Source organism: Cryobacterium suzukii (assembly GCF_004403185.1).
Lineage (GTDB): Bacteria > Actinomycetota > Actinomycetes > Actinomycetales > Microbacteriaceae > Cryobacterium > Cryobacterium suzukii.
Genome location: NZ_SOHJ01000014.1, coordinates 269,669 through 290,571 on the forward strand (window position 1 = coordinate 269,669; position 20,903 = coordinate 290,571).

Consider the following 20,903-nt stretch of genomic DNA (forward strand, 5'->3'; position numbering starts at 1 on the left):
TTCGCCGGATGTGGAATGGACCCGCGGAACGTATTCGTGAGGCGGAATATGCACGGGAATACGCTTTGAGAGGGCGCCAAGCCGTGGAGTCCGTCACTGAAAGGTACGCCCATGACTCCGCTCGAGATGACTGCGGCCGCGACACTCGCGACGGCCACCCCCACAACTTCTCGCCCGATGCAGACACTGCCGACGATCATTCAAGGCGGCATGGGCGTTGCCGTTTCATCGTGGCAGCTTGCCCGCGCGGTGTCCAAGGCGGGTCAGCTCGGTGTCGTCAGCGGTACGGCTCTCGACACGGTCATCGCTCGACGCTTGCAGGACGGTGACGCGGGTGGCCACGTGCGGCGAGCGTTGGCTCACTTCCCGGTGCCGGCCCTCGCCGACCGGGTACTGAGGAAGTACTTTCGCCTCGGCGGTCGCGCCCCGGGAATTCCGTACCTTCCCATCGCCAAGGTCAGCCAGCATCCGCTCGTGAAATCGCTTGAGCTGAGCGTCGTCGCGAACTTTGCCGAAGTCTGGCTGGCCAAGCAGGGCCACGATGGACTGGTTGGCATCAATTTTCTCGAGAAGGTGCAGCTCGCCACTCCGAGCGCGGCCTACGGAGCGATGTTGGCTGGAGTCGACTACGTGCTGATGGGAGCGGGGATTCCGGCCGAGATTCCTGCGCTGCTCACCGGACTGGCCCAGCACGAGACCCGGGCGCTCGACCTGCACGTCGAGAACTCCACCACCAGGTACTCCGTCGAGTTCAATCCGGAAGCCCTGACCGGTGGAGGACTGCCGCCGTTACACCGCCCCCATTTCCTGGCGATCGTCGCTGCCCACGTTCTCGCTGTGTACCTGACCCGGGAGGAGTCGACGCGTCCCGACGGCTTCATCATTGAAGGGCCGCGGGCCGGCGGGCACAACGCACCGCCGCGCGGACGCGGCGTGCTCGACGACGATGGCCAACCTGTCTACGGCCCGCGGGATGACGCCGATTTGGCGAAGGTCGCAGCGGTCGGCCTGCCGTTCTGGGTCGCCGGCGGTTACGGCACTCCCGAGCGGGTCAGCGAAGCCCTCGCAATCGGAGCCGCTGGCGTTCAGGTGGGCACGCTGTTCGCTCTCGCGGCTGAATCCGGCCTCGACGAGACCCTGCGGGAGCAGCTGCTCCACCAAATCGACGGCCAGGGGCTGCGGATTCGTACCGATCCGCTGGCCTCCTCAACGGGATTCCCGTTCAAAGTCGCGACGCTGCCCGGAACCTTGTCCGACGCCACCCTGTACGAAGAGCGCCCGCGCCTGTGCGATCTCGGTTATCTCCGGGTGCCGTACGAACGCGCCCCCGGAGTGCTCGGCTACCGGTGCCCGGCCGAACCGGTCGCGACGTTTGTGCGCAAGGGCGGTTCCAGCGAGGAGGCCGCCGGCCGCAAATGCCTCTGCAACGCCCTCACGGCCAACGTAGGACTGAGCCAAACCCGACGAGACGGATACGAGGAGTTGCCGCTGGTCACTCTCGGTACTGACCTCGACGGGGTCACCGCCCTGCGTGCCGCGCACCCCCAAGGCTGGTCCGCCACTGAAGCCGTAGCCTACCTCGAGTCTAAATCTCGTTAGCAGCCTACGAACTGAACCGGCGTAGTGCTGGTTCAGTCGGGCGGATACCCGGACACCGGGATACCGGGACACCGGGACGGTCCTTTCGACGGGCGCCGCGAAATTTGGCTGCGCGGTGAGTAGCGGGTCAGCAGCCGGGGTCGCGGGGCTGGCGAGGCAGCCTTCGGTGACGAGAACGGTGGACTCGTTTGCGGCCCTACGAGGCCGGCTCTAGGGTCAGCGTGTCTGCCGCATCGTCCTTGATGGCGGCCGGTGTGAACAGCCACCGCCGAGTCTCATGGTCGCGCCAGAGCGGCGCCTGATCGGTGTAGTTGGGGTGGAAAGCGTGCCCGGATGCCCCGGTGAGGTTGATCCAGGTGGAGTCGTCGAAGTTCTCCAGGCTGACGACCTGTCGCATCGACGGTACCCAGTCCACCTGGTAGCCCTGGGTGGCATCCCAGCCGACCGCGTTGACGACGGCTGAACCTCCGGCGAGCTCGTACGGCCCGCGGTTGAATAACCATTCCAGCGGGGCGATCCCGGACTTGCCGAAGCTCTGGTTGGTGAGCTCGAGGGTGTGGATGGCGCCCCACTGCCAGTCCGTCGGGTTCGATCCCATGAGGTCGGCAGCCTCCACCGAGGCATCCGTCAGAACTCGGCGTAGCATGCTCTCCTGCCCGACGGTTCCGTAGGCGGCGTTGGACCACCACGGGGAGTTCGGCTCAGCGAGCAAACTCATGACCACGGAGAAGGAACGATCACCGCCGGTGAGGGCAGCGTCGGCGTTGATCTTGCCGGTAAACATGTCGTGCAGCAGCGTGCTCCAGATCACGTTGAAGTACGCGGCGGCGGCACTGTCGGCGTCCATCTGGTAGTCCCAGCCGTCGAGCAGCTTCTGCGCTTCGGTGGCGTCGCCGGTGAGCCGCACCTGCTGCAGTGCCGGTACCAGGGCCGCCGCGATGGCGCTGTAGTTGTCACCCTGAATCTCGCTCATCAGCTTTGCGGTCAGCGGGGTTTTCGCGGCAATGAGTTCTTGTAGCCGAGCCGTGATCTGGTTCGCCCGATAGCCCAGATCCCAATCGGCGGTCAATAGGTACGGGTAGCTCTGGTCGACGGCCGCGTTATTGGCCGTGACGATGTATCCGCTCGGCGGATTGAAGGTGCTGGGCAGGGCGTCAAAGGGGATATACCCGGTCCAGCCGTACTGGCTGATCCAGCCCGGCACCGGCAGGGTGCCGTTGCCGCTGGCCCGAATGGGGATAAGCCCGGGTGCCTGATAGCCGATATTTCCGTCGACGTCGGCATAGGTCAAATTCTGCGCCGGCACCTCGAACAGAGCGGCTGCTGCGCGAAAGCTGGTCCAGTCGGTGGCCCGGTTCAGGGCGAAAATAGCGGATGCCGTGTGCCCCGGCGTGAGTGCCGTCCACTGTAACGACAGCTCATAGGTGGTTTGGTCAGCACCCGCCTCGGCGATCGGGGCTGGAGGTAGCCCCGCCGCCCCCGGAAAGTCACTTGCGATCTGCGGGTAGGCGGTGCCCTCGAAACCGCTCAGCAGTGGCCCGTGTCCGGTCGAGCGGATCTCGATCTTGACGTCGTCACCGCCGGCGACGGAGATCTTTTCGTCGCGCAGCAGCAGGGGCTGGAGAACGCCGTCGAATTCGTAGCTGTCGCCGGTGACCTTCTCGATATAGAGATCGGCGACGTCAGGGCCGAGGTTGGTGAAACCCCAGGCGATGCGCTCATTGTGGCCGATGATCACGCCGGGCATTCCCGAAAAACTGTACCCGGCCACGTCGAACGGGCAGTCGGCGGTGATCGACTGGCAGCGCAACCCCACCTGATACCAGACCGAGGGCAGTGCAGGGCCGAGGTGCGGATCGTTGGCGAGCAGGGGCTTGCCAGTGTCGGTGAGGGCCCCGGCGACGACCCAGGAATTGGAACCGATCTCCCCGCCGGCCGGCCCGAGCAATTCCGGCACCGACTTGAGGTGCGCGCGCAACTCGGTGAGGGCCCCCGCGTATGAATCAACGGAATCGGAGCCGGATGCGTCGGGTGCGGTGTTCGAAGTGACGCCGCGGTCGGCGGCGGGGACATCCGTTGAATCGACGTTCGACCGTGCGGCCAGCGCCCCGGCCGACGGCAGGGTGACGGCCTGACTGCCGGTGATGGTGGGGTGCTGGTCGGCCGGAAAGCTCGGGTGCAGTTGGCTCACTTCGGCGGCCGTAAGCGTCGCTGACAGCAAGGCGCGGTCGATCTCGTCGTCGAGGTTGGAGCGAAGGTCCCAGGCCATGGCTTTCAGCCACGCGACGGAGTCGGCCGGGGACCAGGGTTCCACCTCGTAACCGGGGTTTTGCAGGCCCAGGACGGCATACTCCAGCGACAGGTCGGCCCCGTGGTGGGTGCCGAGGTAGGCGTTCACGCCATCGGCGTAGGCCTGATAGTAGCCGAGGGTCACCGGGTCGAGCAGGGCAACTTCCTGCTCGGCGACGGCTCGCCAGCCGAGCGTGCGCACGAATGTGTCGGTGCCGACCTGGCTTTCTCCGAACAGCTCCGACAATCGCCCGCTCGTGATGTGCCGGCGAAAGTCCATCTCCCAGAACCGGTCCTGCGCATGCACGTAGCCCTCGGCGAGAAATAGGTCGGCAGCGGTCTTCGCTGTGATCTGGGGGATTCCGGCGTCGTCGCGTGTGACCGTGACCGTGTCGGTGAGCCCCGCGATGTCGATGGTGCCTGCCAGCGTCGGAAACGACCGCGTGACCGTCCAGACACCGAGACCGGCGGTGACCACAACCAGGCTGACCACGATAGTGAGCGCAATGAACAATCGCCGAACGCGACGGTGCCCCTTGCTGCGTGGTGCGTCCGTGCCCACATCACTCCCTCGTGACTTGCGCGATCCCCACCCGAGCGGATACCGCTACCCGGATGCTAGCGGAACCCACCGACATCCGCTTGGCGGCAGCAGTCTAGGCGTGCAGCGCGGCGTTCAGCGTGATGCCGCTGCCACTGCGAGCGAGCACCTCCACGGCGCCCGAGATGGAGTTGCGGCGAAACAGCAGGTTCGGCATGCCGGAGAGCTCAACCGCTTTCACCGAGGGCCGGACGCCATCTGCTGTGATCGGTTCGCCGACGAGGACAACCTTGGTGCCGGCCGTGACGTAGAGCCCGGCTTCTACAACGCTGTCGTCGCCGATCGCGATACCCACGCCGGAGTTGGCCCCGAGCAGGGCGCGGGCGCCGATGGAGATGCGCTGCGTTCCGCCGCCAGACAGGGTGCCCATAATGGATGCCCCGCCACCGATATCGGCGCCGTCACCTACCACGACACCCTGCGAGATACGGCCCTCAACCATGGAGGAGCCGAGGGTTCCGGCATTGAAATTCACGAAGCCCTCGTGCATGACCGTGGTACCCGGGGCGAGGTGGGCGCCGAGCCGCACGCGGGAGGCATCCGCTATTCTCACGCCGACCGGCACGACGTAGTCGAGCAGCGGCGGGAATTTGTCGATGCCGCTGGCCTGAATGCCGGCGCGCTGCAGGGTCGGGCGTAGCCGGGTGAAGTCGGCCGGCAGCATCGGGCCGGCATTGGTCCAGACCACGGTGGGTAGGTGCGCGAAGATGCCATCGAGATTGATGCTGTTCGGCTTGACGAGCAGGTGGGAGAGCAGGTGCAGCCGCAGATAGGCATCCGAGGTGCTCGCCGGAGCCGTATCGAGATTAATTTCCACGGTGATGGCCTCAAGGCGCACCGCGCGTCTGGCGTCGTCGCCGGCTGCTTCGCACAGTTCGGCCGGAACGATCCAGCGGTCGCGGCCGGTCGGCAGCGCGCCGAGTGCCGGGGACGGAAACCAGGTGTCGAGCACGGTGCCATCGAAGGCGACGGTTGCGAGACCGTACCCCCAAGCCTGGGTTGGTGCGGCTGTGGCGTTTTCGGTAACAACAGAGGGCATACCTCTAGATTAGTAGGGTGACTTCTTCGACTCCGGCCCCCGCCGCTCCAGCCAGCGCCTCAGCAAGGCCGGCACAGCTCACCGTGCTCGACCTGACGGCGACGTCGATCGACCTGACCAGGCAAATCTGCGACATGGAGTCCGTGTCGGGCAACGAGTCCGCCCTCGCTGACGCGATTGTGGCCGCGCTCGCCGGGTTCGATCACCTCGAGATAGTTCGCGATGGCGACACCATCGTCGCCCGCACCAATCTTGGACGCGCCCAGCGCGTCGTCATCGCCGGCCACATCGACACGGTTCCGCTCAACGACAACCTGCCCACCCGTTACGAGACCATCGACGGCACCGAGTATCTCTGGGGTCGAGGCACCGTCGATATGAAGGCCGGCGTCGCCGTGCAGCTCAAGCTCGCCGCTGAACTGGCCGACCCAGGGGTCGACGTGACCTGGATGTGGTACGACCACGAAGAGGTCTCCGACGATCTCAACGGCCTCGGACGCCTTGCCCGCAACCGTCCGGACCTCTTCGCCGGGGACTTCGCCATCCTCGGCGAGCCGACCCGGAGCCAGGTCGAGGGCGGCTGCAACGGCAACCTGCGCGTGGAGATTCGCACCTTCGGGTTGCGCTCGCACTCAGCGCGCAGCTGGGTAGGCGACAACGCCATCCACAAAGCCGCCCCTATTCTCAACATTCTGGCCGGGTATGAGGCCCGCGAGGTCGAGGTGGAGGGCCTCGTCTACCGCGAAGGCCTCAACGCGGTCGGTATCACGGGCGGCGTCGCCGGCAATATCATCCCGGACGAGTGCATGGTGCACGTCAACTACCGCTTTGCGCCGAGCCGCAGCGGCGACGAAGCCGTCGCCCATCTACGCGAACTCTTCGCCGGCTACGACCTCACCGTCGTCGACCGGGCCGAGGGTGCCCGCCCCGGTCTCGACGCCCCGCTCGCCCGCGAATTCCTCGCCGCTGTCGGCGGCGTGGCCACTCCGAAATATGGCTGGACCGACGTCGCTCGCTTTTCGGCCCTGGGAGTTCCGGCCGTCAACTACGGGCCGGGTGACCCGCTCAAGGCTCACGCCGACGACGAACGCGTCGCCGTGGCCGAGATCACGGCCTGCGAGAAGGGCCTGCGCGACTGGCTGAGCGCATCCGTTCGGTAGCGCAGCGACAGCACAATGACTGAGCGGATGCTCCGTCCCCGCACCCAGGCCGCCCGCCGGCTGCCGACCGTCTGGCAGGCCCGCTATCGGCTGACCCCGTGGTGGGGCAAAGTGCTCGTGGTCTGGGCGCTGTCGCGACTGGTCACAACGAGTCTCATACTCGTGCTGGCGAGCGTGCAGGGCCCGAACGCCTGGACCGGTGCCAGCCCGAAATACACCGATTTTGCGACCATGTGGGACGGGCGCTGGTACAACATCGTCGCGGTGCTCGGTTACCCGAGCGTGCTGCCGATCACCGACACCGGGCAGATCGGTGAAAATGCCTGGGCATTTATGCCCGGCTATCCGGTCGTGGCCAGGTTCCTCATGGAGCTGACCAGCTTTCCGTGGGCGCCCGTGGCCGTGTTCGTGTCGGTTGTGTTCAGCCTGGGCACCGCCCTGCTGTTCTACCGTCTGATGGCGCGGGTGCAGCCGCCGAACACGGCCCTGTTCTCGGTCGTGTTGTTTTGCGTCGCCCCGCTATCGCCGATTCTGCAGTTTGCCTATGCCGAATCGATGTACCTGTTCTTTCTGACCCTCGCTCTCTACCTGCTGTTGGAGCGGCGGTACTGGCCGCTCTACCCCGTCATCGCGATCATGGCCCTGACGCGGCCGAGCGGGCTCGCATTTGCCCTCGCTCTTGGCCTGCATGTCAGCTACCGCTTCGTAAGGCGATTTCGCGACCCGTTCCCCGTGCGAGAGCGGATGCTGGCGGCGTCCGTCGCCCTGTTCAGCGCGCTGATGGGGCTGGCCTGGCCAATCGCGGCCTGGGCGGCCACCGGCGACCCGATGGCGTACACCGACACGGAGCTGGCCTGGCGGGCCCCGTACATCGGTTACGTGGAGCTGGTGCCGTTCACCGCGTGGTTCCAGGGGGGAATCTGGTGGCTCGGCAGCCCCTGGGGGATCGTCGTGGTCACCGCCCTAATTCTGGCCTTCGCCCTGCTCCTGTTCATACCGGCCGTTCGCCGGCTCGGTGTGGATCTGCGCTTGTGGCTGGCCAGTTATAGCCTGTACCTGCTCGCGGTCTTCTTTCCGCAATCGAGCACGTTTCGGCTTCTCATGCCGATGTTTCCGCTGCTCGGCGCGGCCGCGCTGCCGCGCAGCCGGGTCTATCGGGTGGCGATCGTTCTGCTTTTCGTGGCCGGCCAATGGGGCTGGCTGCTGATCTGTTGGGGCGTCGACGGGTACGACTGGACACCGCCCTAAGGACTCGGTATGAACGACCGAATCTGACACTGAGTCCGACCCGAATTTACGTCTCGGGCCGAGATAGTCGATAATAGGTATACAAAGACGAATGGAAGGGGAGTTCATGGCGGCCATGAAGCCACGGACCGGAGACGGGCCAATGGAGGCTGTAAAAGAGGGGCGCCTGATCATCGTGCGTGTACCGCTCGAAGGTGGGGGTCGGCTTGTTGTCTCAGTCAACGACGCCGAGGCCAGGGAACTTCACGACGCACTCGCCGGGGTTGTCGCTGCGGCGAAGTAGCCTCGTGTTCCTGTAGGTAACAGCAGAACGGCCGCGCAGTCACTGTGCGGCCGTTCTGCTGTACGCAGGCGCGTCAGGCGCGCAGCTTGGTGATCTGCAGCAGGCCGTCGCCGACGGGGGACAGGGCACTGATGACCGCGCTCGACGCGGCAATTTCGGTCAGCAGCGTGCGGAAGCCGGTCGCGACATCGTCGCGCTGGGCCGGGTCGGCGACTCGGCCGCGCCAGAGGGCGTGCGCGACGAGAACGGTGCCGCCCGGACGGGCCAGGCGCAGTCCGTGTTCGACGTATTCGATGACCGACTGCGGGTCGGCGTCAATAAACACAATGTCGTAAGAATTTTCGTTCATGCGTGGCAGGACCTCGCTGGCCTTGCCTGTGATCAGGCGCACCCGGTTGGCTGGAACCTTTGCCTCGGCGAAGTTCGCCTTGGCGTGTTGCAGGTGGTCTACCTCGGTGTCGATCGACGTGAGCGTGGCGCCAGGCGCCCCGGTCAGCAGCCAGATGCCCGAAACTCCGGCCCCTGTGCCAACCTCGAGGATACTGCGCGCCCCGGTAGCAGCGGCCAGAACGGCCGATTGCGCACCGACCGCGGGCGTTATCGCGTCGATTCCCAGCTCGAGGGATTGCTGGCGCGCTCGAATAATGGCTTCGGATTCCACGACACAATCGTCGGAGAATTTCCAGTTCAGTTCAATGTCAGACACAAATAACTCCAGTAGATGATTAGGTCAAGACTAGGGCCGTGGCGCGTGTGGTCTGTGGATGCCTCGCCGGGCGCTACTCTAAGGACATGTTTGGGCTGACGTTCGAAAAGATTCTTCTGATCGGGATCATCGCTGTCTTCTTGCTTGGCCCCGATAAGCTACCGCACTATGCCGCCCAGCTGGGTCGTCTCGTGCGGCAGCTCCGCGACATGGCCAACGGTGCCAAAGATCGTATGCGCGATGAAATGGGCCCGGAGTTCGACGATCTGGACTGGAAAAAACTGGACCCGCGCCAGTATGACCCGCGCCGCATCATCCGGGAAGCCCTCGCCGACGAAGACCCGGTCAAGGACCAGTCCGCGACGATTTCACGCGCCGAGCCCAACCCTGACGGCGCCTACCTGAAACGTAAGCGTGCCAGGGACGCTGCCCTAACCGCGCTTGAGCCGGCCCCGTTCGATTCTGAATCCACGTAAGTAGCATGCGTTTGCGAGCAGTGCCGAGCAGTGCCGAGCAGAAAGAGACGTTGATGTCTGAGGCCAAGAAGCCCAAACGCGTCAAAAAGAGCGTTTACGAGGCCGAGCTCACCCGTTTGCAGGCCGAATTGGTCACGATGCAGCAATGGGTGAAATCATCCGGTGCCCGGGTCGTGGTGATCTTCGAGGGCCGCGACGCCGCGGGCAAGGGGTCGGCGATCAAGCGCATCACCCAGTATCTCAATCCGCGTGTTGCGCGCGTGGTAGCCCTGCCGATGCCCACCGAACGTCAGCGTGGCCAATGGTATTTTCAGCGCTACATCGAGCACCTGCCGTCGACCGGTGAGATCGTTCTGATGGACCGCTCGTGGTACAACCGGGCCGGCGTTGAGCGGGTCATGGGCTATTGCACCAGTGATGAATATCGGCGGTTTCTGCACCAGGCCCCCCTGTTCGAACGGATGCTGGTCGAAGACGGAATTCTGCTGGTCAAATATTGGTTTTCGGTGTCCGACCTGGAGCAGGAACGGCGTTTTCGTTCACGCCTGAAAGATCCGATGCGTCGGTGGAAGCTGTCCGAGACCGATGTGCTGTCGATCACCAAGTGGGTGGATTACTCCAAGGCGAAAGACGAGATGTTCGTGCACACCGATATTGCCGAAGCTCCCTGGTGGGTGGTGGAGAGCGAAGACAAGCGGGCTAGCCGGCTGAACGCGATCAGCCATCTGCTCTCGCTCGTGCCCTACGAGAAGACCGACCCGCCCAAGGTGCACATTCCGACCCGCCCGTCGGCCTCCGATTATGAGCGGCCGCCGCGCGAGTTGAACCACCAGGTTCCCGACCACGCGGCGACGCTGGTCAAGCCCGAGGAATAGGCGTCAGCGGGGCGTGAGCCTCAGGCTGAGACCGGCCAGGCCCCTGGCGCGCGTCTTCATGCTGTGCGCGAGCGCCAGAATAGCGCGGGCCGATGGGTCATCCGGCGCGCCGAGTACGACCGGCAGGCCGGCATCCCCGCCGGTTCGCAGCGCCACGCTCAGCGGAACCTGCGCGAGCACCGGCACCGGTGCCGTCTGGCCGATGGAGAGACGCCTGGCCACTTCGGCGCCCCCGCCCGAACCGAACAGTTCGAGCAGGCTGCCGTCGGGCTGCACCATCGCGGACATATTCTCGATTACGCCGTACACGCTCTGCCCGGTCTGCCGGGCCACGATTCCGCTGCGCTCGGCCACGTCGGCCGCTGCTGCCTGCGGGGTGGTCACGACAATGACCTCGGCGTGTGGCAAAAGCTGGCCCACCGTGATGGCGACGTCCCCGGTACCGGGCGGCAGGTCGAGCAGCAGCACGTCGAGATCGCCGAAATACACGTCGGTCAGAAACTGTTTGATCGTGCGGTGCAGCATCGGGCCGCGCCAAGCGACCGCCGCCGACGCATCGTCGATGAACATGCCGATCGAGATGACCTTCACGTTATGCGCGATCGGCGGCAGGATCATATCGCCCACCTGGGTCGGCTTGACCGCTAGCCCGTTGTGAACGAGGCCGAGCAGGCCGGGAATGCTGAAACCGTGCACGTCGGCGTCAACGATCCCCACCCGCAGTCCTTCTCCGGCCAGGGCAACGGCCAGGTTGGCGGTAACGGTGGACTTGCCTACGCCGCCTTTGCCGCTCGTGATCGCGTAGACCCGAGTGAGTGATTCCGGGCCGAACTGCACGCTGCGTTGCACCTGGCCGCCGCGCAATTTCTCGGTGAGCGCGGTGCGTTGCTCGCGAGTCATGACGGCGACCTCAACGCTCGCGCGGCCCACCCCGCACACGGACTCGGCGGCGGCGAGAACATCGCTCTCAATGCGTGCAGCGGCCGGACAACCGGCAATGGTCAAGCGGATGCCGACGCTCACTCGCCCGGTGTCGCTCACCGTCACCCCCGAGACCATGTCGAGATCGGTGATGGGCTTGCGGATCTCCGGGTCGATCACCCCGGCCAGGGCGGTGAAAACACGGGCGCGGATGGCGTCGGGGGCAGAATTCATGCGGTGGGGCGGCTTTCCGTGGTGCTATTTGGGGCAGAAGGTTCATCGACGGGACTGCGCTCGCCCGCACGACTGCGCTCGTCACTGCGCTCATCGAGGTGCTCAAGCAATGCGCGCAGTTCCGCGCGGATGAAATCCTTTGAGGCCATGTCCTTAATCGCGATGCGCAGGGCCACGACCTCCCTGGCCAGGTATTCGGTATCGGCGAGGGTGCGTTCTGCGCGCTGCCGGTCTTGTTCGAACTGCACCCGGTCGCGGTCGTCCTGCCGGTTCTGGGCGAGCAAAATCATCGGAGCCGCATAGGACGCCTGCATCGACAGGACGAGGGTCAGCGCGATGAACCCGAGCGCGACAGAGTCGAAACGCCAGGCCACCGGGGCGAGGGTGTTCCAGGAGATCCACGCAACGGCAAACATGGTGAGCCCGAGCAAAAACCACGGGGTGCCCATTCCACGGGCGATCGCTTCGGTGAACCGGCCGAACCGGTCCCGGCTGTGGCCACTCCGATTGATGCCCACAATGTTGCCGGCGCGCAAGCCCTTGGGCGCATCCAGACGCAGATCAGCGCGGTTATTGCGGGCCACGAGGTGTCCTTTGCGCTCCGGGCAGCGGAATGCTACCGGTTCTCAGTTCACTGCGGGCAGCGGCCCGGCGGCGTACGTCGTCATTGCCATCATGGCTGCGCCAGTCGTCGGGCAGTAGGTAGTCGAGCACGTCATCAATCGTCACCACCCCGACCAGTCGGTAGTTCTCGTCAACCACCGGCACCGAGACCAGGTCGTAGCTGGCCAAAATGCGGCTGACTTCAGCGGCCGACGTGTCGGCGGTCACCGGATCCAGGCCGGCGTCGAGCAGCGTGCCGAGGCGTTCGTGGGGCGGGTAGCGCAGCATCCGCTGAAAATGCACCATGCCCAGAAAACGCCCGGTAGGAGCTTCGTAGGGTGGGAGGGTGACGCAGATCGCCGCGCCGAGCGCTGGTGCCAGGTCGTGACGACGGATGCGCGCCAGCCCCTCGGCGACGGTGGCGTCGGCCGAGACGATGATCGGCTCGGTCGTCATGAGCCCACCGGCGGTGTCGGGGGCGTAGGAGAGCAGAAAACGAACATCTTCGGCTTCTTCGGGTTCCATCAGGTCGAGCAGCTGCTCGCCGCGCTCTTCTGGCAGCTGGGCGATGAGGTCGGCCGCGTCATCTGGCTGCATCTGGTCGAGCACATCGGCAGCGCGCGCATCGCCGAGGCTGGTGAGAATACCGACCTGATCGGATTCGGGCATCTCTTCGAGTACATCGGCGAGGCGATCGTCGGGCAGTTCGCCCGCCACCTCGAACATGCGCTCCCGCGGCAAATCGAGCAGGGTATTGGCGAGATCGGCGGGCTTGAGATCGGAGTAGGTCGCGATGAGGTGCTCGGCGGATTGTGCCTGGCCCTTGGTCTCTTTCTCGCGCACTTCGGCCCAGGTCGCGAATGATGTGACGCCCTTGACGAACGGCGAGGCGCTGGTCTTGGGGCGGCGCACGAACAGCTGGCTGATGGCCCAGTCGGCCTCCGTGCCTTCCTTGATCGCGACGTCTTCGATGGTCGCTTCGCCGGAACCGTCGGTGAAGAGCACTTTGCGGCCGAGCAATTCGGCGATGACGCGCACTTCACCGCCCCGCTGTTCGTAGCGACGCACGTTGATCAGTCCGGTCGTGATGATCTGGCCGCTGCCGATGCTGGTGACCCGATTGATCGACACGAACACGCGCCGTTTGCCGGGGATCTCCACGATCAGACCGACGACGCTGGGCGGGTCGTTTTTTCGATACACCACGAGAACATCGCGCACCTTGCCCACGCGGTCGCCCGCGGGGTCGAAAACGGTGCACCCGGCCAGTCGGGCAACAAAAACTCTGGTGGCACTCACATTACAAATCTAGGCCACCCGCGCGTTAATACGGCCACTGCACAGTGGCCTGGTGTGAATCGCACAGTGCGATCCAACGCCGAGCATCGCTGATTCGGCACATTTGCCAGGCATCATGGCGTGGAAGAATGGCGCAATGAGCAATCAGAGCCTTTTCTCCCGACGCCGCCCTGTGCTTCCTCCCGTGTTGCCGCGCGGGGAGGTGCTCGCCACCTACGGCACCTATGCCGACGCGCAAGCCGCCGTCGATACGCTCGCAAAGGCTGATTTCCCGGTGAAACAGCTTTCCATCGTGGGCAACGACCTCAAGAGTGTCGAGCGCGTGACCGGCAAACTCACCTACGGCCGGGTCGCGCTCGCGGGCGCGGCATCCGGTGCCTGGCTCGGAATCTTCTTCGGTATTCTGTTCTTTCTGTTCTCGCCCACCGGGTCGAGCCTGCCGTTCGTGTTCGCGGCACTCATCATGGGTGCCGGATTCGGCATGCTGCTGGGTATCGCAAGCTACGCCATCAACCGGCGTCGGCGCGACTTCACCTCGACCATGCAGGTCATTGCGACCAGCTACCAGATCATCGTCGACGTCGAATTGGTCAACCGGGCGCGAAACCTGCTCGGTGGCATTTCGAACGAAGCGGAAGCCCCTGCGAACCCGGAAGCCCCAGTAAACCCCGAGTAAATCGGGCGGCGGCGCAAAAAGAGCACCAGAACAGCAACGCTGAACGGGTGCTCTTTTCGCTTGCGCGATCAAGCTAGCGCTGGGCGGCGGCGATCCAGGCCTCGACCTCCGTGGCGGTGCGGGGGATGGCGGCCGAGAGGTTCTCGCCACCGGCCTCGGTCACCAGGATGTCGTCCTCGATCCGCACGCCGATGCCGCGGAACTCCGCCGGAACGGTGAGGTCGTCTGGCTGAAAGTACAGTCCGGGTTCGATGGTGAAGACCATGCCCGGTTCGAGCACCCCGTCCATATACATGTCCCGGCGGGCCTGCGCGCAGTCGTGCACGTCGATACCGAGGTGGTGGCTGGTGCCGTGCACCATGTAGCGGCGGTGCTGACCGTTCTCCGGCTGCAGGGCTTCCTCGGCGGTGACCGGGAGCATGCCCCACTCGGCGGTGCGCCGGGCGATCACTGCCATCGCTGCGGCGTGTACCTCGCGAAATACGGCGCCGGGGCGAACGACGGCGAAGGCGGCATCCGCTGCCTCACGCACGGTCTCGTAAACCAGACGCTGCACCTCGGTGTACACACCGTTGATCGGCAGGGTGCGGGTGATGTCGGCGGTGTAGTAACTGTCAAGTTCCACGCCGGCATCGATGAGGATGAGGTCGCCGGGAGCGACGACGCCGTCGTTGCGGGTCCAATGCAGGATGCACGCGTGCGGTCCGGAGGCTGCGATGGTGTCATAGCCGACAGTGTTGCCGTCGGTGCGGGCTCGGGTGTTGAAGACGCCCTCGACCAGCCGCTCGCCGCGGGCGTGTTGGCTCGACCGGGGCAGATCGGCGATGACATCGTTGAAGCCGCGGGCTGTTGCCGCGACGGCAAGGCGCATCTGCGCGATTTCAAAGGCGTCTTTCACGAGGCGCAGTTCGGAGAGATCGCGGGCCAGACCGGCGTCGGGCTCGTGCTCGGCGTTGATCTCGATGCTGAACGGTGAGTCGGTGGCGTTGCTGCCGAGTACGCGTTCGGCGGCGAAACGCAGGCGGGCTTCGTCGACCTGCTCGGTGAAGGTCGGGTCGGCTTCACGCAGTACGAGCGTTTCGCTGTCGACGGCGCTCAGCACGCCAGCGAGTTCGGCGATGCCGCGCACGTGGAGAGCAAGGTCGCTCGCTACCTGGGCGACCGATGGGCGCGGACCGATCCAAAATTCGCCGATGTCGGGATTGGCGTAGAACTCGTCGGAGTTGCGGCCGGCTCGTTCCCGAAAGTACAGAGTCGCGTCGTGGCCGCCGGCCGCTGCCGGTTCGAGCACGAGTACGGCGCCGGGTTCGCTGTCACTGCCCCAACCGGTGAGGTGGGCGAAGGCGGAATGCGCACGGAACGCGTAGTCGGTGTCGTTGGAGCGCTGCTTCAAGCGGCCAGCCGGAATGATCAGGCGCTGTCCCGGGTACGCGGCCGAGAGCCGTTCGCGGCGCGCGGCGGCGAAAGGCGCCTGCTCGCGGGCGTCGGGGAGCGCATCCGTGCGATCGGCCCAGCCGCTCGCGATGAACGATTTAAAACCGGTGGACCCGGGAGTCGTCGAACGGTTCTCATTCGAGCGCGCAGCGGGGATAAAAGTGGGAGCAGGGGTATCAGCCATCTCACTATTCTCGCACCGCACTCTGGGCAGCGACCGATCACGCTGGTGTGGATGCTGCGATAAGCGGATGCGTGATGCGGCAGAAACTACCTGGCCGGTGTGAGCGTGGCGACGATCGGGCGGTGGTCGCTCCCGGCGCCGTCGAGCGACTCGATCACCCGCAGGGCGGTCACCTGCCAGTTCACAGTCGCCATAATGTGATCGATCGGGCTGCCGAGGAGCGCCGGAATGCTCGTGTGCCAGGTGCCGACGGCTGCCGCACCGGCCGAGAGTGCAGCATCCGCGCAGTTGCCGAGAACAGAGTTCAAATTATCGTTGGCCCGGCCGGCCATGTGGTCGAGTGTTGAGTTGAAATCGCCCGCCAGGATCACGTTGTCGCCCTGGCACTGGGTGGCAAGCCAGTCGAGGTCGCTGCGCCAGTTCGACATCTCGTACTGAATCGGGGCGACGGCGTGGACGGCAACAATAGTCGGGCCGTTACCGTCGACCGGTTTGGCCACCACGGTCGGCAGTACGTTGGTATTGCCGGGTGGGCCGGAACCCGCGGCGTTGGTCACGGCGTAGTCACCGAGGTCGGGGCTGATCAGCAGCGTCGTTGACCGAGCCTTTGAGATCAGATCGAACGCTAGCGTGTGCACCCACATGGGGCGGCCGGCCTCGCGCATCATTTCCGCGACGTGAATACCCGTCGCCTCCGTTGTCTCTGGCAGGGTCACCACGTCAGCGTCCTGGGCGAGGGCGAGTTCTGCGATGACCGCAGCGCCGGGGACATCGCCGAGTGTGTTCCAGCTGAGAACCGTGACGGTGTCCGTTTCGGTGCCGGCTGGACCCGTGCTCACCTGGGCGGCGTTCGCGGTAAAGCCGCGAGATGCGAGAATGCCGACATTGGCCACGGCGAACAGGACCAGCAGCACCATGGCCATGCTGAGGGTTCGGCGCAATGGCCGCATGAATCGGAGCAATCCGAGCAGAATGAGGCCAACGATCGCGGCGATGACGGCGATCGCACGAAACGAGACCAGATGTGCCACGACCCAGGTGTTGTGCAGGCCGAATGCCTGCGGCCAGGTCAGGACCAGCAGGAAAACGGCGGCAGCGAGGAGAATCAGTGCCCGCAGGAGTGGCGTCAACATTGTTCTGAACCCTAGATCAGAATTCTGGGGAATCCCAGCCCTGCGCGGCGGGGAGGGGGCGGGGGCGTCCAACTAGCATGGGGTTATGGCAGTCGCGCGGCAATTCCAGGGTCCGATTGATCTGCACGCGCACTCGAGCGTGTCAGACGGCACGGAAACGCCGGCTGAGCTGGTGCGTGCGGCGGCTGGCGCGGGGCTCGGGACGGTCGCCCTGACCGACCACGACTCCACGGCCGGCTGGGCCGAAGCATCCACTGCGGCGCTCACGGCACGGATCGCTCTTATTCCCGGAATGGAATTTAGTACCCGGGTGCAGTACGCCAGTGTGCACCTTTTGGCATATCTTTTCGATCCGACCGATTCCGCACTTCTGGCCGAAATGGCGCGGGTGCGGGCCGCCCGGCTCAGCCGGGCCGAGCAGATGGTGGCCCGCATCGGTGTGGACTATGACCTGAACTGGGACGACGTGCTCGCCCAGACAACTCCAGGTGCCACTGTCGGCCGGCCGCACATCGCCGATGCGCTCGTCGCGCGCGGTCACGCATTGAATCGCAGCGCCGCTTTCGCCGACATTCTGCATTGGAAAGCCGGTTACTTCCAGCCGCACTACGCGCCAGACCCGTTACGCGCGATCGAACTCGTACGCGCCGCCGGGGGAGTGCCAATTATCGCCCACCCCGCCACGCGCGGCATCGGCGACGTCGTCGAGGAAAGTCGACTAAAGAACATGGTCGAAGCAGGACTCTTCGGCCTCGAACTCGAGCATCGTGAAAACAAGCCGGAGCCCACAGCGCGCCTGTACGAACTAGCCGCAAAATTCGGGTTGTCTGTCACCGGCTCGAGCGACTACCACGGCACCGGCAAACCCAATCGGCTCGGCGAGAACACGACCGCTCCCGAGGTACTCGACCGTATCATCGCTGAGGGCCGCGGCTCCGCGCCCGTCTACGGGTGATCGTTCGAAGCGCAGTGCGAGACACCGTTACAAAAATGCCCGGCCCCCGGGGCAGCCACGGTCAAACGGTGGCAGCCAGGGGGCCGGGCATTGAAGACCTGATCGGTTGTTAGATGGCGGTGCCGCTCTGCGGCGAGCGACGACGGGTGCGGCTGCGACGAAGCGGCGCGTTGTTGCCGTCGTGGTGCTCTGTTCCGCCGCCGTCGTGTGTACCGGCTGCCGGGGTTGCAGCGGGGGCGTCGGGGTTGGTACTGGAACCTACGCGGGTACGTGACCGCGTCGGCCGACCAGCATCGTCCCCGCCGTCGCGTACCGGGCTCGTTGCCGGCCGATCGGAGCCGCGCGCTGAATCGCCACGGCGGTCGCTGTGAGTACCCTCGGAGCGACTGCCTTCAGCACGACCGCCGCGCGCCGCACCGGAACGACCAGAGTCTGAGCGACTGCCAGCGCCGGAGCGTGCCCCGCCGGAACGACCGGCGCCGCCGGTGCGCGCATCGCCAGCGGCGACATCCTTTACGGGGGTTGCGCGCAGGCGGCCCTTGGAGCCGGCTGGGATGTTCAGATCGGTGTAGAGGTGCGGCGACGACGAGTAGGTTTCCATCGGTTCCGGCTGGCCGAAGTCGAGGGCCTTGTTGATGAGTGACCACTTGTGCAAGTCGTCCCAGTCGACGAAGGTCACGGCGATGCCGTTCTTGCCGGCGCGGCCGGTGCGACCGACGCGGTGCAGGTATGCCTTCTCGTCTTCGGGAATGGTGTGGTTGATCACGTGGGTGACGTCTTCAACGTCGATGCCGCGAGCAGCGACATCCGTTGCGATCAGAATTTCTTTCTTGCCGCTCTTGAAGCTGGCCATGGCGCGCTCGCGCTGTTCCTGGTTCAGGTCGCCGTGCACGGCCGTGGCGTTGAAGCCGCGGTCGCCGAGTTCCTCGACGAGCTTCGCGGCGGCGCGCTTGGTGCGGGTGAAGATGATCGTCTTGCCGCGGCCCTCGGCCATGAGGATTCGGCCGATGACCTCGTCCTTGTCCATGTTGTGGGCACGGTAGACGAGGTGCTCGATGTTGGCCTGCATGAGGCCTTCGTCGGGGTCGGTGGCACGAATGTGAATCGGGCGGTTCATGAAGCGGCGGGCCAGGGCCACGATCGGTCCGGGCATCGTCGCCGAGAACAGCATGGTGTGGCGGTTCGCCGGGGTCTGCGCGAACAGCTTCTCTATGTCGGAGAGAAAGCCGAGGTCGAGCATCTTGTCGGCTTCATCGAGCACCATTTCGCGCACGTTGGCGAGGGTGAGCAGGCGCTGGCTGGCCAGGTCGAGCAGGCGACCGGGGGTTCCGACCACGATCTGCGCGCCGGCCTTCAGCTGTTCGATCTGACCTTCGTACGCCTTGCCACCGTAGATGGAGACGATCTTGGTATTACGTCCGGCTGCGGCGAGCTCGAGGTCTTCCGAGACCTGCACGCACAGTTCACGGGTCGGAACGACGATAAGCGCCTGCACGCCGGGCTCGGGGTCGAGACCGAGGCGCTGAATGACCGGAAGGCCGAAGCCAAAGGTCTTGCCGGTGCCGGTCTTGGCTTGGCCGATGATGTCCTGGCCGGCGAGCGCGAGTGGAATGGTCTGGGTCTGGATGGGGAACGGTTCGAGGATGCCCTTGGCGGCAAGGGAGTCGACCATGTCCTGGTCAATATTAAGTTCGGAGAAAGTCACGAATGTATGCCTGTCATTAACTGGAAGCGAAGTGCGCCCGTTTTTGCGTCTCGGGCAGCGGTCGCCGATCCTTGCCGGCGACGTAATTCCACCTTACTGCCCCGTCTGTACCGCGGCCACAGGCGCGCTGTCCTAAGCTGAGCCCGTGGTCACGTGGTTCGGTCGGCGCCCGCAGCGCAATGAAGCCCCGCGGCTTTCCTCCCGCGGGGCTCCCCAGCCAACCGAAAAAGTGGACATCAGTTCGCTCGCCCCGGGCGTTCAGCATTTTCTCGGCCAAGCCGCCTACTGCGAACTCGGCGAGTTCGAAAGTCTGGCCCGCGCCGTAGCCACCGCGCCGAACCTTGCCGTGAAGGAAGGCCTCAGCGCCGCTGCCGGTCGAGCCTTGAGTAAGCATCACGGCCTGGTCACCGAGATTCGACGCCGCGGGCACGAGCCAGCCACCGAGATGGGCCCGTTTGTCGTGAGTCTCGACGAGTTTCGCCGCAAGACCAGCGGCGCCGACTGGCATGAGCTGCTCCTGAGCTGCTATCTCGCCGGCGGCCTCCTCGAGGACTTTTTCATCCGGCTCTCGGACGGCCTGCCGCGCGACATCGGACCGAGGGTGGCGCAGCTCCTCGGCGAAAATTCCGGCACCGACGTGCTCGTGCACGAACTGCAGACCGCCATCGAAAACGACGTTGAGCTCGGCTCCCGGCTGGCCATGTGGGGACGTCGCCTCGTCGGCGATACCCTGCTTGTGGCTCGCTCGGCGATGCCGGCCGCCGACCCTGCCGAGGGTGCCGAGGCGCGCATCGAACCGGTCTTCACCGAGCTCATCGCGGCGCACACCCGCCGCATGGACGGCCTCGGCCTCACCGCCTAGCCGTTTACCCAGCGAACCGGCCGAATACCTACGCGGTGTTGGCGAGGCGTTGAAGCATCCGGTGGTCGGCATGAATGCGTCGCCGGCTGATCACCAGATTGAGCACGACGGATGACGCGGCGGCGCCGACGAGAGACACCCACCAGATCCACCCACCGGCCCAGTTCCAGCCGAGCCAGGTCAGTGCGACCCAGAGAGCAGCTGCAACAACCGTTCCGATCGCCGGAACCAGCACCGAACCCTGCGTCGATCGACCGGGCAGGAAATACCGCGCGCCGAGACCGATGAGAGCGCCGAACAGTGCGACGAACAGGAGTTCCATGGCGTTTTAGGCGACGAAGCCGACGCGACGCGATTCTTCGCTGCCGAGTTCGACGTAGGCCAGGCCAACCGTCGGAACGATATAGACGCGACCCTTGCTGTCGCTGAGTTTCAGATAGCCGGTCGGATCGGAGAGAGCCGCCGCAACGGTCTGCTCAATCTCGGTCGCTGCCTGCGATGTCTCGAAACCGATCTCCCGGGGGGAGTTGAAAATACCAATGCGAATGTCCACAGAACTGCCTTTCGTAGCCTTGCGCCCAGAGTACGACAGAACGCGCCACCGCCCTGACAGAGTTCACT

Annotated in this window: 20 protein-coding genes; 9 read left to right on the forward strand and 11 right to left on the reverse strand. The window is 65.2% G+C overall.

The features are described from left to right. Nucleotides 1-111 precede the first annotated feature (111 nt). Nucleotides 112-1,599, forward strand: a complete 1,488-nt coding sequence (locus E3T39_RS15060) for a nitronate monooxygenase (RefSeq protein ID WP_241979739.1) — start codon at nt 112-114, stop codon at nt 1,597-1,599. Nucleotides 1,600-1,795: 196 nt separating this feature from the next. On the opposite strand, the gene E3T39_RS15065 is transcribed toward E3T39_RS15060, so the two are convergent. Both E3T39_RS15065 and dapD read right to left on the reverse strand, forming a co-directional pair. Further along, complete coding sequence (locus E3T39_RS15065) at nt 1,796-4,450, reverse strand: penicillin acylase family protein (protein WP_134516667.1); 2,655 nt, start codon at nt 4,448-4,450, stop codon at nt 1,796-1,798. Between the two features lie 94 nt (nt 4,451-4,544). Next, nucleotides 4,545-5,528, reverse strand: a complete 984-nt coding sequence (gene dapD / locus E3T39_RS15070) for a 2,3,4,5-tetrahydropyridine-2,6-dicarboxylate N-succinyltransferase (protein ID WP_134516668.1) — start codon at nt 5,526-5,528, stop codon at nt 4,545-4,547. Nucleotides 5,529-5,611: 83 nt separating this feature from the next. Here dapD and dapE point away from each other — a divergent pair, with 83 nt between their 5' ends. The 3 genes from dapE (at nt 5,612) to E3T39_RS15085 (ending at nt 8,219) form a co-directional block, all read left to right on the forward strand. Then, nucleotides 5,612-6,688, forward strand: coding sequence for a succinyl-diaminopimelate desuccinylase (gene dapE / locus E3T39_RS15075; protein WP_134516777.1), 1,077 nt, complete (start codon nt 5,612-5,614; stop codon nt 6,686-6,688). A 27-nt stretch (nt 6,689-6,715) separates the two neighbouring features. Then, entirely contained in the window at nt 6,716-7,936 is a 1,221-nt protein-coding gene (locus E3T39_RS15080) for a hypothetical protein (RefSeq protein ID WP_241979740.1), read from the forward strand. Between the two features lie 106 nt (nt 7,937-8,042). Beyond that, entirely contained in the window at nt 8,043-8,219 is a 177-nt protein-coding gene (locus tag E3T39_RS15085) for a DUF3117 domain-containing protein (protein ID WP_104193188.1), read from the forward strand. 73 nt (nt 8,220-8,292) lie between these two features. On the opposite strand, the gene E3T39_RS15090 is transcribed toward E3T39_RS15085, so the two are convergent. After that, a complete protein-coding gene (locus E3T39_RS15090) occupies nt 8,293-8,925 on the reverse strand; it encodes an O-methyltransferase (protein WP_104192976.1) in 633 nt (210 codons plus the stop codon). An 86-nt stretch (nt 8,926-9,011) separates the two neighbouring features. Here E3T39_RS15090 and E3T39_RS15095 point away from each other — a divergent pair, with 86 nt between their 5' ends. Together E3T39_RS15095 and ppk2 are read left to right on the forward strand one after the other, a co-directional pair. Continuing rightward, on the forward strand, nt 9,012-9,401 hold the full coding sequence (locus tag E3T39_RS15095) for a sec-independent translocase (protein WP_134516669.1): 390 nt from the start codon (nt 9,012-9,014) through the stop codon (nt 9,399-9,401). A gap of 53 nt (nt 9,402-9,454) precedes the next feature. Beyond that, a complete protein-coding gene (ppk2, locus tag E3T39_RS15100; RefSeq protein ID WP_134516670.1) occupies nt 9,455-10,276 on the forward strand; it encodes a polyphosphate kinase 2 in 822 nt (273 codons plus the stop codon). A 3-nt stretch (nt 10,277-10,279) separates the two neighbouring features. Here ppk2 and E3T39_RS15105 read toward each other — a convergent pair whose 3' ends face one another. From E3T39_RS15105 to E3T39_RS15115, 3 genes are read right to left on the reverse strand one after another with little or no spacing between them, the layout of a single operon-like run. Continuing rightward, entirely contained in the window at nt 10,280-11,431 is a 1,152-nt protein-coding gene (locus tag E3T39_RS15105) for an Mrp/NBP35 family ATP-binding protein (RefSeq protein WP_134516671.1), read from the reverse strand. Continuing rightward, on the reverse strand, nt 11,428-12,015 hold the full coding sequence (locus E3T39_RS15110) for a DUF1003 domain-containing protein (RefSeq protein WP_134516672.1): 588 nt from the start codon (nt 12,013-12,015) through the stop codon (nt 11,428-11,430). Before E3T39_RS15110 ends, E3T39_RS15105 begins: the two co-directional genes overlap by 4 nt. After that, on the reverse strand, nt 12,002-13,333 hold the full coding sequence (locus E3T39_RS15115; protein ID WP_134516673.1) for a magnesium transporter MgtE N-terminal domain-containing protein: 1,332 nt from the start codon (nt 13,331-13,333) through the stop codon (nt 12,002-12,004). The genes E3T39_RS15110 and E3T39_RS15115 overlap by 14 nt, the downstream gene beginning before the upstream one ends. 136 nt (nt 13,334-13,469) lie before the next feature. On the opposite strand from E3T39_RS15115, the gene E3T39_RS15120 reads away from it, so the two are divergent. Then, a complete protein-coding gene (locus E3T39_RS15120) occupies nt 13,470-14,009 on the forward strand; it encodes a YflT domain-containing protein (protein WP_134516674.1) in 540 nt (179 codons plus the stop codon). Nucleotides 14,010-14,082: 73 nt separating this feature from the next. Here the strand turns inward: E3T39_RS15120 and E3T39_RS15125 are convergent, their stop codons facing one another. Further along, complete coding sequence (locus E3T39_RS15125; protein ID WP_134516675.1) at nt 14,083-15,627, reverse strand: aminopeptidase P family protein; 1,545 nt, start codon at nt 15,625-15,627, stop codon at nt 14,083-14,085. 86 nt (nt 15,628-15,713) lie between these two features. Continuing rightward, a complete protein-coding gene (locus tag E3T39_RS15130; protein ID WP_174845146.1) occupies nt 15,714-16,760 on the reverse strand; it encodes an endonuclease/exonuclease/phosphatase family protein in 1,047 nt (348 codons plus the stop codon). A gap of 85 nt (nt 16,761-16,845) precedes the next feature. Here E3T39_RS15130 and E3T39_RS15135 point away from each other — a divergent pair, with 85 nt between their 5' ends. Continuing rightward, nucleotides 16,846-17,715 carry a PHP domain-containing protein gene (locus tag E3T39_RS15135; protein WP_134516676.1) on the forward strand — a complete coding sequence of 290 codons (870 nt, stop codon included), beginning with the start codon at nt 16,846-16,848 and terminating at the stop codon, nt 17,713-17,715. 109 nt (nt 17,716-17,824) lie between these two features. Here E3T39_RS15135 and E3T39_RS15140 read toward each other — a convergent pair whose 3' ends face one another. Further along, on the reverse strand, nt 17,825-19,420 hold the full coding sequence (locus tag E3T39_RS15140) for a DEAD/DEAH box helicase (RefSeq protein WP_134516677.1): 1,596 nt from the start codon (nt 19,418-19,420) through the stop codon (nt 17,825-17,827). Between the two features lie 145 nt (nt 19,421-19,565). Here E3T39_RS15140 and E3T39_RS15145 point away from each other — a divergent pair, with 145 nt between their 5' ends. Beyond that, nucleotides 19,566-20,282 (forward strand): ferritin-like fold-containing protein, encoded by a 717-nt coding sequence (locus E3T39_RS15145; RefSeq protein WP_134516678.1) that lies wholly within the window; start codon nt 19,566-19,568, stop codon nt 20,280-20,282. Nucleotides 20,283-20,310: 28 nt separating this feature from the next. Here the strand turns inward: E3T39_RS15145 and E3T39_RS15150 are convergent, their stop codons facing one another. Both E3T39_RS15150 and E3T39_RS15155 read right to left on the reverse strand, forming a co-directional pair. After that, nucleotides 20,311-20,604, reverse strand: coding sequence for a hypothetical protein (locus E3T39_RS15150; protein WP_134516679.1), 294 nt, complete (start codon nt 20,602-20,604; stop codon nt 20,311-20,313). A 6-nt stretch (nt 20,605-20,610) separates the two neighbouring features. Continuing rightward, nucleotides 20,611-20,835 (reverse strand): DUF3107 domain-containing protein, encoded by a 225-nt coding sequence (locus tag E3T39_RS15155; RefSeq protein ID WP_134516680.1) that lies wholly within the window; start codon nt 20,833-20,835, stop codon nt 20,611-20,613. Nucleotides 20,836-20,903 lie beyond the last annotated feature (68 nt).

Bases quoted from the DNA above. Each gene is read 5' to 3' on its own strand.
- E3T39_RS15060 (WP_241979739.1), top strand. From the start codon at position 112: ATGACTCCGCTCGAGATGACTGCGGCCGCGACACTCGCGACGGCCACC.
- dapD (WP_134516668.1), bottom strand. From the start codon at position 5,528: ATGCCCTCTGTTGTTACCGAAAACGCCACAGCCGCACCAACCCAGGCT.
- E3T39_RS15080 (WP_241979740.1), top strand. From the start codon at position 6,716: ATGCTCCGTCCCCGCACCCAGGCCGCCCGCCGGCTGCCGACCGTCTGG.
- E3T39_RS15085 (WP_104193188.1), top strand. From the start codon at position 8,043: ATGGCGGCCATGAAGCCACGGACCGGAGACGGGCCAATGGAGGCTGTA.
- E3T39_RS15095 (WP_134516669.1), top strand. From the start codon at position 9,012: ATGTTTGGGCTGACGTTCGAAAAGATTCTTCTGATCGGGATCATCGCT.
- ppk2 (WP_134516670.1), top strand. From the start codon at position 9,455: ATGTCTGAGGCCAAGAAGCCCAAACGCGTCAAAAAGAGCGTTTACGAG.
- E3T39_RS15105 (WP_134516671.1), bottom strand. From the start codon at position 11,431: ATGAATTCTGCCCCCGACGCCATCCGCGCCCGTGTTTTCACCGCCCTG.
- E3T39_RS15120 (WP_134516674.1), top strand. From the start codon at position 13,470: ATGAGCAATCAGAGCCTTTTCTCCCGACGCCGCCCTGTGCTTCCTCCC.
- E3T39_RS15125 (WP_134516675.1), bottom strand. From the start codon at position 15,627: ATGGCTGATACCCCTGCTCCCACTTTTATCCCCGCTGCGCGCTCGAAT.
- E3T39_RS15130 (WP_174845146.1), bottom strand. From the start codon at position 16,760: ATGTTGACGCCACTCCTGCGGGCACTGATTCTCCTCGCTGCCGCCGTT.
- E3T39_RS15135 (WP_134516676.1), top strand. From the start codon at position 16,846: ATGGCAGTCGCGCGGCAATTCCAGGGTCCGATTGATCTGCACGCGCAC.
- E3T39_RS15150 (WP_134516679.1), bottom strand. From the start codon at position 20,604: ATGGAACTCCTGTTCGTCGCACTGTTCGGCGCTCTCATCGGTCTCGGC.